Raw genomic sequence first — 15,345 nt, 5'->3', positions numbered from 1 at the left:
AGGGTACGGTTGCGGTTCCGATGCAAGCGCATCGGTACGTAGGGGAGGAAGGAAAGGCCATGCAGGACGCCCTGTGGAAAATGTCGGCCGCCGCCCAGGCGGAGGCCGTGCGCGGCGCACACGTCTCGGCACTCGAACTGGTCGACAGCCACCTCAACCGCATCGCCGAGGTCAACCCACAAGTGAACGCGGTCACACAGCTCCTGGCGGAGCGTGCACGCGAGGCCGCGACACAAACAGACCGTCGGCGGGCCGCCGGTGAAGCGCTGGGGCCGCTCGCGGGCGTGCCGTTCACCGTGAAGGAGAGCACCGCCGTCGAAGGCGTGCCGACCACGTTCGGCACGGAGCGCTTCCGCGATCTGGTGGCGCCGGCCGACGCGCCCCCGGTGGCGCGGCTGCGCGCGGCCGGAGCCATCCCCATCGGGCACAGCAACATTCCCACCCTGATCCTGGCGGGGATGCACACGCGCAGCGAACTGTTCGGCGACACGGTCAATCCGTGGGACAGCAGCCGGACCCCGGGCGGCTCCAGCGGGGGCGACGCGGTGGCCGTGGCCACAGGCATGGCGGCGCTCGGGCTCGGCAACGACTCCGGGGGATCGGTGCGCATCCCGGCCCAGTTCTGCGGCGTGGCCGGGCTGAAGCCGTCCACGGGCCGGTTCCCCGCCGACCACCGCATTCTCGGCCCGGACGACCCAGGCCCGGCGTCCCAGATACTGGTCACCGACGGCCCGCTGGCCCGGAGCGTGGGCGACCTACGGCTGGCTTACGAGGTGCTGGCCGGGACCGATCCGCGAGACCCACGGGCCGTACCGGTGCCCGCGTACGGCGAAGCGCTCCCCGGACCGGTGAAGGTCGCGGTCGTGGCGGACCCCGGCGGGCACGGCGTCCACCCCGCGGTTCGCGGAGCCATCGAGACCGCGGCCGATGCGCTCCGCGACGCCGGATACGACGTGCGCGAGGTACGGGACGTACCGCGGATGGACGAGGCTCTCGAGGCGTACGGCCGGATCACCGTGACCGAGTTCGCCCCGACCTGGCCGGTGGTGCGCAAACTGCTCGGCAAAGGCGGGGACCGCTACATCGAGATGGCGATGGAGCAGACCCCGCCCGCAAGCGCGGACGAGTTCATGAAGCTGATGGGCACCTGGATGACCATTCGCCGCTCGTGGGCCGAATTCCTCGACACGTACCCGCTGCTGCTCGGCCCGTCGTTCACCGAGCCACCGGTCGAGCCGGGGCTGGAGTCGCGCGACAGGGCGGGCCGGGACCGGGTCGGGTCGGGAATGCGCCTGTGCAGCGTGACCAGCTTCGTGGGCGTGCCCGGTGTGGCCGTACCGACCGGCGTGGTCGACGGGCTCCCCTTGGGGGTGCAGATCGTCGGGCGCGCGTTCCGGGAGGACCTGTGCCTGGACGCGGCCCAGGCGATCGAGGACCGGCTCGGAGTTCTCACACCGGTCGACCCGCGCGTGGGAGGCCGGGCTGAGTGAGCCGTTGCGTCAGGGAGAGCGCGCTCGGCGTCCCCGCGTCCCCCCCCGCAACCCTCACCCTCAGCAGGCCGGCCCCGTGCCGACTATGCGCTCGGACCGTGTCCTGCGACGGGCGGTCCCGCCCCGCACTCCGGGCACCATGGGCCGCTCGCCCCGCCCCGCCACGCCACGGGGGGCGAGTTCGTCTTCAGTCACCCGGCCACCGGGAACACCCCTGATGCGGCGACCGTGACCCAGACCCGTCTGTATGGAACGGCCACCTGGCGACCAGCGTCGCCTCGCCGGACCTGTGGGAACACGTGGAGCGCCTCGCGCCGCTGGAGCAAGCGGACGGTGCACCGGTACGAGCCGGACAAGTTCTCCGCCGCCGGACTCACACCGGCTCGCTCCGAGGTCGTGCGGCCTCCGCGTGTCACCCCTGGAGCCCGCTCATCTACAACTTCCGCCACTATCACGGCCTGGCTCCCCAGGTCGGCCACGGCTTCCGGTCGGAAACGGCCAGGAGCGCGGCGCGCACAGCGTAGGCCGGGGTCACGGAGGTGTACCTGAAGGCACAGGATTACATTTTGTCCTATGCCAAACTTATCTTTGACATAGGACAAAGTGTTCAGCTGTGCAGTGGAGGCGGTGATCGTGCCGATCAGCGAGACGACGGCGACGGAGATCGTGGGCAGTGTGCGAGATCTGATCGCGTCGGGCGAGCTGGTGCCGCGCGATCTGCTCCCGCCGGTGCGGACGCTGGCGGCCGAGCTGGGGGTGAACCGGAACACGGTGGCGGCGGCGTACCGGCAGCTGGTGGCTGCCGGTGTGGCCGCGACACATGGCCGTGGCGGAACCATGGTGGCCGGGATGGTTCAACTGGCCGGCGAGGGCGCGGGGTTCGGCGGCAGGCTGATCGACCTGGCCAGCGGCAACCCTGATCCCGAGCTGCTGCCCGATGTGCTCGCGGCGGCCCGGCGCGGTGAGTATCGGCAGCCGCTGTACGGCGCGCCGGCGGTCGATGCCGGGCTGGCCGAGTGGGCGGCCGACGGATACGCCGAGGACATCGCGGGCCAACCGTTCAGGGTTCTGGTGGCCAACGGCGCGGCGGACGCGACGGAGCGGCTGCTGAACGCGTACCTGACGCGTGGCGATGCGGTGGCGGTCGAGGACCCGTGTTTCCTGGGGACCATCGGCACGGTGCGGTTGAACGGCTACCGCACCGCCCCGGTCGCGGTCGATCACGCCGGGATGCGCCCGGAGGCCCTGCGCGCCGCTCTCGAGAGTGGCGCGCGGGCGGTGGTGTGCACGCCGCGCGCCCACCATCCGACCGGCGCGAGCCTGACCGCCGGGCGGGCCGCGGAGCTGCGCGCGATCCTGGCCGAGCACCCGGAGGTCCTGATCATCGAGGACGACCACTTCTCGGCCGTCTCCACCGTGCCGTACCACCGCATCACCCCGCCGCGGCCGGCCGCCTGGGCCCTGGTGCGCTCGGTGTCGAAGTTCCTCGGCCCGGACCTGCGCCTGGCCCTCGTGGCCGCCGGCGAGGAGACCGCCCGGCGCCTCGAGACGCGGCTGAGCGCGGGGACGATGTGGGTGAGCCATCCGCTGCGGCACACCGCCCGTGAGCTCTTCCTCGATCCGAAGGCGCGGGCGCAGCGCGAACAGGCGCGCACCGCCTACGCCGAGCGCAGCGCACGGTTGATGAAGGAGATCAACGCCTGCGGCATCGGCACACCGGCCGCCTACCGGCCCGACGGGCTGAACGTGTGGATCGACCTGGACACACAGGCGCGGCCGGTCGTCGACGCCTTGGCCCGGCGCGGCTGGCTGGTCAGGCCCGGCGACCTCTTCGCCACCGCACAGGCCGACCGCCAGGCCCTCCGGGTCACCACCGCCACGCTGACCGAACAACGGGCCCGCGAGTTCGCCGCCGACCTCGCCGCCGTCCTTGACCACCCGGACGCCGCCTGAACACAACCGCCGCCCGCCCCCGGCCGAACGCACCAGGCCATGTCACTCCGCGAAAGGAACCTCCTGCCATGTTCACCGGTCTCAGCGCCTTCCCCCTGACCCCCATGAGCGAGTCGGGCATCGACGAGCAGGCGTACGCCCGGCTTGTCGCGCGCCTCGCTTCCGCGGGGGTGGACTCGATCGGTGCGCTCGGGTCCACCGGAAGCTACGCCTATCTCTCCCGCGAGCAGCGCGCCCGGGCCGCGCGGATCGCCGTCGAGGCCGCCGAAGGGACCCCCGTCATCGTCGGTATCGGCGCGCTGCGGACCTCACAGGTCCTCGCGCTGGCCGAGGATGCCCAGAAGGCGGGCGCGTCGGCGGTGCTGCTGGCCCCGATGACGTATCAGCCGCTGACCGAGGACGAGGTGTTCGGACTGTACGAGGACGTCACCCGCGAGCTGTCCGTTCCGCTGTGCGTGTACGACAACCCGAACACCACCCACGTCCACTTCACCGATGAACTCCACGCTCGCATCGCCGGGTTGCCCCAGGTTGCCGCCATCAAGATCCCGCCCGTGCCTGACGAGGCGGCCGCCGCGAAGGAGCGCGTTCAGGCGCTGCGGGCGCTGGTCCCGGACACCGTCAGCATCGGGGTGAGCGGGGACTGGGCGGCGGCCACCGGGCTGACGGCCGGGTGCGGGGCGTGGTACTCGGTCGTCGGCGGGCTGTTTCCCCGCACCGCGCTCGCCCTCACCCGTGCCGCCCAGAGCGGGGACGCGGAACGGGCCACGGCCCTGTCCGATCGGCTGCAACCGCTGTGGGAGCTGTTCCGCCATCACGGCAGCCTGCGCGTGATCTCCGGTGCCGCCTCCCACCTGGGCCTTGCCTCCGAGACGAATCTCCCCTTGCCGCTGCGCGGCCTCGCCCCCGACGCCCGCGATCGGCTCGTCACCGTGCTGGACGGCCTGAACCTCGATGCCTCCTCGTGAGCACCACAGCTCCTGTCGTCCCGCACAGCCGCACGCCATGGGCTGTGCCCGTGCGGCTGCTCAGGAACGGGCGGCGTCGGCCTTCTTCGGAGCCGGGACCGCCATCACTCAGAGGTGCCCGGCGGCCCGGTCCCGGGCACCTCCCCGTCCATTCCGCCCGGATTGATCAGCAATCAGGCAGAAGAGCAACCCGCCGACGCACAGGTGTCTTCAGGCTCAGGCCCAGCGCTTCAGGAACTCGATCGCTGCGGAGCCGACCTCCGCGGGATGCGAGGCACTCAGGAAGTGCTGCCCGTTCTCAATGATCTCCAGGCGCGCCTCGGGGGAGCGGGTGAACATCCGGATCTCCTCCTGGGCGTTCGGCACGGAGTACACCTGGTCCGCGGTGCCGTGCAGCCACAGGACGGGGCAGCGGACCTCGTCGAGCCTGCCGTGGAGCCCGTCGCGGTCCCGCAGGTTCACCGTGCTGAGGCGCAGACGGTGGCGTCCGGCGTCACCGGTGTAGTTCGCACGGTAGGCGGTGAGCCAGAACTCGCGTTCCTCGGCCGAGACGCCGCCCAGGGCCGCGGTGAGGACGGCGTCTACGACCTCGTCCGGCACGACCCAGTCCTCGCCGACCGGGTCGGCGAGGGCGTCGACGAGCGGAGTGTTGGACGCTATCCCGTCCCAGCACCCCAGCTCGCGGCTGCGCGGGCTCTCGAAGTCCATCGATGTGCCGAGCGGGATGAGGCCCTTCACGACGTCCGGGGCGAGCAGCGCCATGCGGACCGCCACCCAGCCGCCCTGCGAGGTTCCCAGCACGAAGGCCTCGTCGATCCCGAGGGCCTCGAGGGCCTGCAGGTTCGCGACCGCGCTGTCCCAGTAGGTGAAGTGCTGGTACGCCGCCCTCGTGCGGCCGTGCCCGTAGGGTTCGAGGGCCAGCAGGTTGGCCGCGGACCCGAGCTCCGGGTCGGCGAACTGCGGCCGGTACAACTCGGCCGAGGTGGTGTACGAGTTGATCAGGACCAGCGTCGGGAGTGCGGGGTCGTACGGCTTGCCGAAGGTGTACCCGACGGTAGATCCCCCGAGGTGAGGGATCTCGACGGTCTGTCCGGGCTTGCTCACGGTGTACTCCTCGATTCGTGTGCCGGGGTCTCTGAGAACGAGGCGTCGGAGCGGAGGACGGGAGTCCGGAGACCTCCGGCAGGCTCCGGTCCGCTCCACGCTTGCCGGCGGGTGGCGATGCAGGCGGTTCCAAGGCGCTGCGCTCGGCGCCGCGCCTGGCCTGTCATGGTCACGCAATAAGTCCCTTCGGAGGACGGCTCCGGTCGAGCCCACTGCCATGATGGGCAGATGATCCACATGATGTCGAATAATGGTTCGGCCGCACCCTGTTCGCGTCTTTCGTAGCGGTGGCCCAAGAGGGTTCGATCTCGGCGTGCGCCCGCCGACAGGGAGTCACACAGCCCGCGAATGACACGTCAGATCCGGCGGCTCGAGCACGATCCGCTCGGGCGTCGCTACGGGTGAAGCGGGTCGGGGGCGAGCGTGATGGTCATCCATGGCACGGCGGCTTCACGGAAGCTGTGCCCGACCGGGTCGATGCCGCTCTGTTCGGTGAGGCTGAAGGTCGCCACCATGATCATTTCTGAGTCGTCGGCGACGGAGACCAGATGGGTCCCGCAGCGCGGGCAGAAGCCGCGGTGCAGTGTAGGCCAGGTCGAGTACCAGGTCGGCTCACCTCCATGGCCGGTCCAGGTCAGTTCCTCCCGGCGGAAGCCGACCCATGCCATCGCCGGCGAGCCGGAGAGGAGCGTGCAGTGCTCGCAGGAGCACAGGTGGGGGTCGTCCGGAGCGCCGGTTACCTCGTACGCGATGTCGCCACACTGGCAGCGGCCTGTCCGCTGGTCCCGGGCGGCGGTCGGTTCGGTCACGTGAATGTCTCCTGTGGTGCGGAGCGCGGTTGGGGTGTCAGTGTGCTACCGGCCGAGAGGTCCCGTGCTGGTGTTGGGAATTCGACGCCCCGCAGACGGGATCATCTCGTGAGGAGACTTGGCCCAGGAGATTCCGCGAGTCGCGATGAGTTCTGCGGCGTTCGGCGGTCGTACTGTCGAACCCGTTACCGAGGAGGACTTCTGATGCGTAGCGTGACCTATTCGATGAGTGTCTCACTTGACGGCTACATCGTCGGGCCGGACGGCAACTTCGACTGGACGGCGCCCGACGAGGAGGTCTTTCGCTTCTGGATCGACGAGATCCGAGAGGTCGGCGTCCACCTGTTGGGACGACGGCTGTACGAGACGATGCTGTACTGGGAGACGGCCGACCAGGATCCATCGCTCGACGACTCACAGCTCGAGTGGACCGCGCTCTGGAACCCGCTCCCGAAGGTGGTGTTCTCCACCACGCTGTCAGCGGTGCAGGGCCATGCCCGCCTGGCCTCCGGCGGCCTGGCGGAGGAGATCGAGCGGTTGCGAGCCGAGCCGGGGGAGGGCGACATCGCGATCGGCGGCGCGACTCTCGCCGCCGAGGCGGCCGCGTCGGGGCTGATCGACGAGTACCGGATCGTGGTCTACCCGGTGCTGGTTGGCGGTGGCATTCCGTTCTTTCCCCAGCACGAGCGCCGGGAGGATCTCGAACTCGTCGAGACCCGCACCTTCAACTCGAGATTCGTCTACCTCCGCTATCGCGTGGCGCGCTAGCCGGCTCACCGCCGAGCCCCGGGAAGAACGGGACGGCCAGTGGGGTTCTCGCAACGGAGATCATTTCCATTGGCCGTCGTCCGGTGCGGTATGCGTGGGCGGACCGGCTGTGGTTCGCGGCGTTGTCCTCGCTGATCCCTCGGCGGCGCTGGGCGCAGGCGTTGCTCGGCCGGCATCGATGTCTCGTTGCACTCAGGCGGGACTACAGCGAGCGCCGGATCGAGCCAGGCAGACCGCCGACAGCGAGAGGCGTGAAGGAGTTGGTGCTGCGGCTGCCGCAGGATCCAGGCAGAGCTTGCACGCTTGGGCCACAGGACCGGCGCAGCGCCCGCGTCCGCAGTGAAAAGGGCATCCGCCGGGGCGGACGCCCCCTCGCAACCGCAGCCTGACCACCCCGGCGCCGGCGCGCCAGATGCCGGCAAAGGATCCGTACCTGACTTCGCCGTAAAACCACTTAGCTGCACCAGGGAGGTCGGACAGCGCGGCCAGGCGACTGACTTGCGCGGTGCCCGAACAGAACGGCCGACACCTGCGCTCGGGGTCGCTGAGCCGGTAGGTGATCCGTCGGCCGCGGGGCAGCCGCCGGACCGTGACGCGGATCAGCACGGCAACCGCACCAGGAACACCGTCTCCACGCGCGGCCGGCTCGTCACGGTGACATCTCCGCCGTGTGCCCGCACCAGTTGTCTGACGATGGACAGCCCCAGCCCGCTGCCTCCCGTCCGCCTGCTGCGGGACTGTTCGGCCCGCCAGAAGCGGTCGAACACCCGGGGCAGGTCCTCTTGGCGGATGCCGCCGCCCGTGTCCCTCACCTCGATGGCGACGGCGCCTGCCACGCGGCGGGCGGTGAGGGTGACGCGGCCGTCCGGCGGGGTGTGGCGTATCGCGTTGGACAGAAGGTTGCCCAGGACCTGGCGGAGGCGGACCGGGTCGGCATGGACCGAGAGGCCGTCCGGGGCATGGACGGCGGTCTCGACACCGCCGGCGTGTGCGGTCGCCTGGTGCGCGCTCATGGCCTGCTCGATCAGCTCGCGGAGGTTCAGCTGCTGCGGACGCAGGCGCAGGGTGCCGGCATCTGCGGCGGCGAGCACCTGGAGGTCGTCCACGATGTGCTGGAGGAGGTCCGCCTCCTCCTGGAGCGAGGTGAGGAGCGCCGAGTCGGGCTCGGCCAGGCCGTCCTGCGCCGCGTCCAGCCAGCCGCGGATGTTGGTGAGGGGCGTGCGCAGTTCGTGGGCGATGTCGCTGACCATGACCCGGCGCTGCTCGTCGGTGCGTTCGCGGCGTTCCGACAGGTCGTTGAGGGCGGCGGCCAGATAGCCGGTCTCGTCCTTGGTGGTGACGGGGATACGGAGGTGCCGGCCCGAGGGAGCGCGGGCCGCGTTGGTCAGCGCGCGCAGCGGACGTACCAGCCTGATCGCGATGACGGCGGTGACGGCGATGGTCGCGGCCAGGACCAGACCGGTGGTGGTCAGGACCCGGAGGGTGCCGGCCGGTGACAGGTCGAAGACGGCGGTGGCCGTGCGGGGCGGGCCGGTGACGAACAGGAGGGCCGCCGGGGCGACGTGCGCCGCCAACTGCTCCCGCCGGCCTTCCTCCACACAGTCGTCCGCTGCGGCGGAACCCTGCGCGGAGTCGTCGCCGTCCACCCGGAAGTCCACCGTGATGGTCAGGGCGGCGGGCAGGCGTACGTGGTTGCGCTCCGCGCAGCTGCGGACGAGTTCGGTGAGTTCGGCCAGGGCCGCGGCCTCGGTCGGGGTGGGGGCGAACAGGTCCTTGGACGCGCAGGCCTGGGTGGAGCCCGCCGAGGGCCTGAGCGTGCGCACGGCGGGTCTGCCACTGGCCTCCTCAACGATGTGCGCGCGTACTCCCGCCCGGTCGTAGAGGCAGGTGACCTCCTCACGGGCGAGTTGTCGCAGACGCGCCCGCTCCTCGGCGGGCAGGCGGTAGGGGCCGACGGCTCGTGGGTCGATGCGGGAGACCTGCCCCGCCGGGCCGACTCCCTGATCCGTGAACGGAGCGACGTGCAGCGGATCGATCACGGCGCTCGCGTTGAGGGGCAGCCGTTCCGCGGCCGGTCGATGCGACGTGGCGATGACCTGGCGCGCCCGCGTGGTCAGGATGATGGTGCGCCCCGTCGACCGGGAGAGATCCAGGACGGTGCGCTCGACACCGTTCCAGTTCCGGTGCGCCGCGGCGAAGCCCTCCAGCGTGTCCTGGATGGTGGCGTCGTCCGCGAGGACCTGGCCTCGCTCCTGCTCGATGGCGAGGGTGGTGCCGCGTACCGTCAGCCAGGCCGTGGCCCCGATGGACACCAGGGAGATCAGCACGGAGGTGATCAGCAACCGGAACAGCAGGCTGTTGCGGAGCGGGACTTCAGACGTCAAGGTGGCCTCGGGACAGCTTGTATCCGACGCCGTGGACGGTCAGCAGCAACTCAGGTCTGTGCGGCGAGGTCTCGATCTTCTTCCGCAGGTTCAGTATGTGCACGTCCACGGTGCGTTCGGTCACGGCTCGGCCGTGGTCGGTGATGCAGCCCAGCAGCTGAGCCCGGGTGAAGACCCGGTCGGGTGCGGCTGCCAACGTGCTGAGCAGGCGGAATTCGCCAGGAGTGCAGTTCACCGGCCGGCCGTGGACGGACACCTCGTGCCGGTCCGGGGCCACGGTCAGCGGTCCGGCCTTGAGGACCACTTCCTCCGTATGCTCCGGATGTCGGCTGCGCCGCAGCAGGGTCCGGATGCGGGCCACCAGTTCGCGTGGCCTGAACGGCTTGGTCATGTAGTCGTCCGCCCCGATGTCCAGGCCCAGCAGCAGATCGTCCTCGGTGGAGCGGGCGGTGAGCATCAGAATGGGCATATCGCCCGTGGCGCGTATGCGGCGGCATATCTCCAGCCCGTCCAGACCCGGCAGCATCCAGTCGAGAACGAGCAGGTCGGGTGGCCGCTGGGTGGCTTCCTCGAGGGCTGTCGGGCCGTCGTGCACCACGGTTACGGCATGGCCGTCATGCACCAGGTAACGACGGATCAGTTCTGCCTGCTTTTCGTCGTCTTCGGCCACCAGCACGTATGTGGACATGGCCCGATGATAAACCTGCGGGGCGCGGGGTGAGCGCCGGCATATCTGGTTCAATTCCCTGACAACTTCCTGACAATCGCCTGAAGGGGTCCGGTGGGGGGAAGGTGCTGACACCTTTCTGACAAAGTCTTGTCATGCTTCCGGGCATGCGAAACAACTCAGGCCGCCCTGACCCCGGTCCGGGCCGCCCGGACAAGAAGATCCTGTTCCTTTCCTGCACCGTGCTGGCGGTGACGCTGATCACCGGCTGTTCCGGGGGAGACGTCGACAGCCAGGGAGGCGGAGTTGTCTCCGTCACGGAATCCGCTGGAGGTGGAGAGGGCGGGGCGACGAAGAGCCCGGCGGCCGACGATTCCGAGTCCGGTCGCCCCCAGATTCGGCTGGACAGTACGGACGCCGAGGAACTGCGTATGTACCAGGGCTACCTGCGCTGCCTCAAGGATCACGGAGTGTCCATTCTTCCGGCCGGGGACAAGTTCGCGGACTGGGCCGATCCCGATTCTTTGGGGTACCCCGGTGAGGATGTGGCAAAAGAGCATCCGGAAGCGGAAAAGGCATGTCTCGGAAAGAAGCCGATGCAGCCTGCTGAGCTGGATCCGAAGAAAAACCCCGACTACCTGAACGATTACCGCAAGTATATCGAGTGCAACAACCGCAGAGGGCTCAAGGTGGACCCCCTTCCCGACGGAAGCGGCTGGAACTACAAGCCTGGCGTGAATCCGCCCAGGAATGCCGAACAGATCGACGAGGAATGCATGCGTGAGGCGTTCAGTGGTAAGTGAGCGCGACGCCGGGGACACCATGCCCCTGCGGGTGACAGCCCAGGAAGGGGCAGGCCCCCGCGAGCCGGCGGCGGGCCGCCGGAAGAAGAAGGCCGTGTATCTCGCCGTCGTCGCCGTACTGCTGGCAGGAGGAACGGGGGCCGGGCTGCTGTGGGTCGACAAGGGCGGGAACGGCTCCGAACCCGAGTCCGGCCCGAAGATCAAACAGATCGCCGTGGTCAAAACGGATCTGTCGGGCAGCAGAGAGATGGAGGGCACCCTGGGCTACGACTCCGCGCGCACGATCCGCAGTGCCGGCGAAGGACGGGTGACGTGGCTTCCAAACCGGGGTGCGACGGTCAAACGCGGCCGGCAGCTGTACCGCGTCGATGAGCGTTCCGCCGTGATCTTCTATGGCAGCACACCCCTGTACCGCAGGCTCGACACCCCTGGCAGCGTCGGCCGTGACATATGGGTCGTCGCCGACAACCTCAAGGCTCTCGGCTACGACATCGGGGCACAGCCGGCGCCGGGCACGGTCGTCCGGCAGCAGGCCCCCGCGGACGACCCCCCGCCCATGACAACGGACCCTGGGCAGGGGGAGACCACGCCCCCGGCAGGCCAGCCCGCGGCCGGACAGTCCTCGGCTCCGGAGGGCGGAGCCGGCCCAAGAACCGATGCGTCACAGGAGCGGCCATCGAGCCCAAGTCCGTCGCAGTCCACGGTCAGGGAGGGCGACGGTGTGCTCACCACGTCCCTGATGTCCGCGATCAAGCGCTGGCAGAAGGCCGTGGGCATCAAGCCGACCGGCATTCTCGATATCTCCGACGTGGTCGTGACGAAGTCGGCGGTGCGGGTATCGGACGTCCTCGCCCAGCCCGGGGACGAGGCGTCGGGAGACCTGATGACGGTGACCGCCACCACCAAGTCCGTGACCGTTCCGGTGCAGTCACTCGACATCGGGTCCATCAAGTCGGGCCAACGGGTCACCGTGGTGCTGCCCGACCGGTCCACCGCCGCGGGCCGGGTCGCCGCGATCAGCACCACCGTGCAGGGAGACCAGGACGACACGGGCAACGCCCGGCAGACCAGGATCAACGTCACCGTGTCGCTGGACGACCCACAGGCCGTCAAGGGTATCGACTCCGCTCCCGTACGGGCCCAGTTCCAGGGGGAGTCCAAGAAGGGCGTACTCGCCGTCCCGGTCGGCGCCCTGCTCGCCCTGCGTGAGGGAGGGTACGCAGTCCGGCTCTCCGGCGGCAGGCTCGTCCCGGTCGACACGGGCATGTTCGCCAAGGGACTGGTCGAGATCAGCGGCCAGGGCATCAGCGAGGGCATGAAGGTGGAAACCACGGCATGAACCACGGCATGACCCAGGTCATCAGCGTGCACGAGGCGAGCGTGACCTATCCCCCCGAGGTGAGAGCCCTCGACCGGGTCTCCCTGTCCGTCGCGCAGGGCGAACTGCTCGCCATCCTCGGCCCTTCCGGCTCCGGCAAGTCCACGCTGCTCAACATCATGGGCACGCTGGCCCCGCCCACCAGCGGCAGCGTGGTCATCGAGGGGCAGGACGTGACGGAGTTGTCCGACCGTCAGCTGTCCGCCCTGCGGGGGCGGCGTCTGGGTTTCGTCTTCCAGCACTTCCACCTGACGGACGGCCTCACCGCGGCGGAGAACGTGGCGACCGGCCTGCTGTATGCCGGTGTGCCCAGGAAGCACCGGAAGAAACTGGCCGAGGAGGCCCTGGCCCGGGTGGGACTCACCCGTCGGGCCGGCCACCTGCCGCAACAGCTCTCCGGAGGGGAGCGCCAACGGGTCGCCATAGCCCGCGCGGTCGTCCATGAGCCGGCTCTGGTCCTCGCCGACGAGCCGACCGGCGCACTCGACACCGTCAACGGCGCCGCAGCGCTCGCCCTGTTGACCGAACTCAACGCGGCGGGCACCACGATCGCGCTCATCACTCACGACCGTGACATCGCCAACCAGTTGCCACGCAGGGTTCACTTGCGTGACGGTCGGCTGGTCGCGGACACCGCCCTGACCGAAAGCCCATCATGACCGCCCCCGCCAAGCCGTCCCGCGCCGCGCTGCGGCACGCTCCCCGGCGCGCCGAGGACAAGATCAAGCCGGTACGTCTCGCCTTTCTCGACCTGTTGGGTCTGGGCCTCCTCGGCCTGCGTACCCGCAAGCTGCGCGCCGCGCTGTCGGCACTCGGCATCTCGATCGGCGTCGCCACGATGGTGGTGGTGACGGGAATCCCGGCCTCAAGCCACCGGGCGCTGATGGACGAGATGTCGGCGTTGGGGTCCAACATGCTGCGGGTGCAGCCGTTTTCGGGACAGACCGTGCCGGTCAGGATTCCCGAGGAATCGGTCGACATGGTGCGCCGCGTCGGACCGGTCACCGAGGCGAGCGCGGTGGCCAACACCGGTGCCGTGGTGCAGCGTTCCGACCTCATCGGTGAGGACGACTTCTCCAGTACGGGACTCAGCGTGCTCGCGGCCCGACGCGACCTGCTGAGCGTGGTGGGCGGAAAAGTCTTTTCGGGAAGGTTCTTCAGCGGCGCCGACGAGCAGTTCCCCACGGCCGTACTGGGCTACCGGGCCGCCAGCCGGCTCGGCATCGGGGAAATCCCCGAAAACGAACCGGCTCCACAGATACAGATCGACAAGTCGTGGTTCACCGTGATCGGCATCCTGCACCCCATACCGCTGGCCGACGACCTCGACAACGCCGTACTGACGGGATGGCCGGCCGCCAAGAAGACACTGCGCTTCGGGGGAAACCCCACGGTGATCTACGTCAAGGCACGGGAGTCCCATCTGGAGGACGTACGGAACGTACTCGCCGCCACCGTCTTCCCGGAGCAGCCCGGACAGGTCCAGGTCAGCCGCCCGTCCGACGCCCTGGCGGCCAAGCGCGCCACGCAGAACACCTACTCCTCCCTCTTCCTCGGCCTGGCCGGTGTCGCCCTGCTGGTCGGCGGAATCGGCGTGGCCAACACCATGGTCATCTCGGTCCTGGAGCGCCGAAGGGACATCGGGCTCCGCCGGGCGCTGGGCGCGACCCGCGGTCAGATACGCGTCCAGTTCCTCACCGAGTCAGTGGGACTGTCGCTGCTCGGGGCCATCGCCGGAACCCTGCTCGGTGTCCTCGTCAACGTCGGCTACGCGGCCTACCAGGGCTGGCCAACGGTGATCCCCCTGGTCCCGGTTACGGGCGGCTGCCTCGGTGCCGTGCTGATCGGGGTGGCGGCCGGCGTCTATCCCTCGGTCCGCGCGGCACGCCTTCCTCCTACGGAGGCGCTGGCGTCGACGTGAGCGGTCGGCCGCGGGCGCGACCGCAAGCGGGGGTTCGGCGAGGACGAACCCGGACAGCACGTCGGTTGGGATGTCGCGCACAAGGTGGACGGGTGAACGTGTCCGGGCGACCGGAGGTCGTCACCTCTCCGGCCGAGCGTCTCCCGGGAATGAGACCACCGACCGAACGTGATGAGACGGGCATGCGCTGGTGACAGCCATGGGCCCGGACCAGAGCGGCAATCCGACCCACGTCCTGGCCGACGGGGCCGAGGTCAGTCGGCGAGCACGGTGTCGAGCCAGTCGAAGGTGCGCTGGTGGAACAGGGCGAGGGCGCCCTCGTGGCAGTTTAGCACGCACGCGGCGATGCGGTGCTCGAAGGCGGCCGCCCGCGCCGCGAGGTAGCCGCCGAGGCTCGTGCCGACCAGCGTGAGCCGCTCGGGGTCCACCTCGGGCAGGGTGAGGGCGAAGTCGACGGCCGGGGTGACCACGGCCTCCCAGTCCGGCCGGAAGTGCAGGCCCTGTTCGCGGACGGTGCTGCCCTGGCCGGGGCCGTCGAAGGCGAGGACGTTGTAGCCGCGGCGCAGCGCACCTGCGGCCAGCGCCAGGTAATTCTCCTCCAGCGTGGAGTCGTATCCGCCGTGGTACAGCAGGGTCGGGCGCGGGGTGCCCGACTCGTCGACGAGGAACAGGTACGCGGGCAGCGTGGTGTCCTCGTACGGGATGCGCAGGGCGCGGGCCGGGGTGTCGAGCAGGGCGGCGGCGTCGGCGAAGGTTTGCTGGGAGGCCTCGGCGAGCCGCGCCGACTCGGCGTCAGCGGCTGGGTTCTCGCGGCGGTAGAAGTCGGCGGTCCGGTAGTAGTTGGACGCGCGCAGCAGCGCCTCCCGGGCGCTGACGCGGTGACCGGCGGCCAGCGCGTCCCGGCCGATGCGCTCGATGCGCGCTGCCGTAGCTGCCCACCGGACCGACCAGGCCTCCTCCCGGTCCCGTCTCGGAGACAGGTGTAAACACGATCCTCCCGGCTGCCGCCGGGCGTCGGCCAAACGGGCGGCAGAGAACCACTCGGATGACGGTTAAATCTGTTCACGGCGAGCTGCTTGACCGCCCGGCCCAGGTAGAGA

At 69.9% G+C, this 15,345-nt stretch carries 13 protein-coding genes and 1 pseudogene; 9 read left to right on the top strand and 5 right to left on the bottom strand.

From position 1 onward, the window contains the following. Positions 1–59: 59 nt before the first annotated feature. The 4 genes and pseudogenes from ACZ4WQ_RS11880 (at position 60) to ACZ4WQ_RS11865 (ending at position 4,411) form a co-directional block, all read left to right on the top strand. Entirely contained in the window at positions 60–1,490 is a 1,431-nt protein-coding gene (locus ACZ4WQ_RS11880; RefSeq protein WP_398372575.1) for an amidase, read from the top strand. An 85-nt stretch (positions 1,491–1,575) separates the two neighbouring features. Then, a pseudogene (locus ACZ4WQ_RS11875) lies at positions 1,576–1,799 on the top strand (NF041680 family putative transposase); the annotation flags it as partial. Positions 1,800–2,123: 324 nt separating this feature from the next. Next, positions 2,124–3,443 (top strand): aminotransferase class I/II-fold pyridoxal phosphate-dependent enzyme, encoded by a 1,320-nt coding sequence (locus ACZ4WQ_RS11870; protein ID WP_398372577.1) that lies wholly within the window; start codon positions 2,124–2,126, stop codon positions 3,441–3,443. Positions 3,444–3,511: 68 nt separating this feature from the next. After that, the gene (locus ACZ4WQ_RS11865; RefSeq protein ID WP_398372579.1) at positions 3,512–4,411 is read left to right on the top strand and encodes a dihydrodipicolinate synthase family protein; all 900 of its coding nucleotides are present in this window, start codon (positions 3,512–3,514) and stop codon (positions 4,409–4,411) included. A 216-nt stretch (positions 4,412–4,627) separates the two neighbouring features. Here ACZ4WQ_RS11865 and ACZ4WQ_RS11860 read toward each other — a convergent pair whose 3' ends face one another. Next, positions 4,628–5,515 carry an alpha/beta fold hydrolase gene (locus ACZ4WQ_RS11860; protein WP_358843501.1) on the bottom strand — a complete coding sequence of 296 codons (888 nt, stop codon included), beginning with the start codon at positions 5,513–5,515 and terminating at the stop codon, positions 4,628–4,630. 395 nt (positions 5,516–5,910) lie between these two features. Beyond that, a complete protein-coding gene (locus tag ACZ4WQ_RS11855; protein WP_361182007.1) occupies positions 5,911–6,324 on the bottom strand; it encodes a GFA family protein in 414 nt (137 codons plus the stop codon). A gap of 204 nt (positions 6,325–6,528) precedes the next feature. On the opposite strand from ACZ4WQ_RS11855, the gene ACZ4WQ_RS11850 reads away from it, so the two are divergent. Then, positions 6,529–7,092 (top strand): dihydrofolate reductase family protein, encoded by a 564-nt coding sequence (locus ACZ4WQ_RS11850; RefSeq protein ID WP_311721512.1) that lies wholly within the window; start codon positions 6,529–6,531, stop codon positions 7,090–7,092. Between the two features lie 599 nt (positions 7,093–7,691). Here ACZ4WQ_RS11850 and ACZ4WQ_RS11845 read toward each other — a convergent pair. After that, the gene (locus tag ACZ4WQ_RS11845) at positions 7,692–9,476 is read right to left on the bottom strand and encodes a sensor histidine kinase (protein ID WP_398372582.1); all 1,785 of its coding nucleotides are present in this window, start codon (positions 9,474–9,476) and stop codon (positions 7,692–7,694) included. Beyond that, a complete protein-coding gene (locus ACZ4WQ_RS11840; protein ID WP_398372584.1) occupies positions 9,466–10,164 on the bottom strand; it encodes a response regulator transcription factor in 699 nt (232 codons plus the stop codon). Before ACZ4WQ_RS11840 ends, ACZ4WQ_RS11845 begins: the two co-directional genes overlap by 11 nt. 146 nt (positions 10,165–10,310) lie before the next feature. On the opposite strand from ACZ4WQ_RS11840, the gene ACZ4WQ_RS11835 reads away from it, so the two are divergent. The 4 genes from ACZ4WQ_RS11835 to ACZ4WQ_RS11820 are packed head-to-tail and all read left to right on the top strand — an operon-like array spanning position 10,311 to position 14,245. After that, positions 10,311–10,946 (top strand): hypothetical protein, encoded by a 636-nt coding sequence (locus ACZ4WQ_RS11835; RefSeq protein WP_398372586.1) that lies wholly within the window; start codon positions 10,311–10,313, stop codon positions 10,944–10,946. Then, positions 10,924–12,285: a peptidoglycan-binding protein gene (locus ACZ4WQ_RS11830; RefSeq protein ID WP_468022185.1), complete on the top strand. Its 1,362-nt coding sequence runs from the start codon at positions 10,924–10,926 to the stop codon at positions 12,283–12,285. The genes ACZ4WQ_RS11835 and ACZ4WQ_RS11830 overlap by 23 nt, the downstream gene beginning before the upstream one ends. An 8-nt stretch (positions 12,286–12,293) precedes the next feature. Beyond that, on the top strand, positions 12,294–12,983 hold the full coding sequence (locus tag ACZ4WQ_RS11825; protein WP_311722323.1) for an ABC transporter ATP-binding protein: 690 nt from the start codon (positions 12,294–12,296) through the stop codon (positions 12,981–12,983). After that, positions 12,980–14,245: an ABC transporter permease gene (locus ACZ4WQ_RS11820; protein WP_468022184.1), complete on the top strand. Its 1,266-nt coding sequence runs from the start codon at positions 12,980–12,982 to the stop codon at positions 14,243–14,245. The genes ACZ4WQ_RS11825 and ACZ4WQ_RS11820 overlap by 4 nt, the downstream gene beginning before the upstream one ends. A gap of 254 nt (positions 14,246–14,499) precedes the next feature. Here ACZ4WQ_RS11820 and ACZ4WQ_RS11815 read toward each other — a convergent pair whose 3' ends face one another. Then, the gene (locus tag ACZ4WQ_RS11815; protein ID WP_398372592.1) at positions 14,500–15,267 is read right to left on the bottom strand and encodes an alpha/beta hydrolase family protein; all 768 of its coding nucleotides are present in this window, start codon (positions 15,265–15,267) and stop codon (positions 14,500–14,502) included. Positions 15,268–15,345 lie beyond the last annotated feature (78 nt).

The sequence above is a fragment of the Streptomyces sp. NPDC028305 genome (assembly GCF_055569495.1).
The sequence above is the reverse complement of the archived record's forward strand: the minus strand, read 5'-3'. Positions and strand labels throughout refer to the sequence as shown.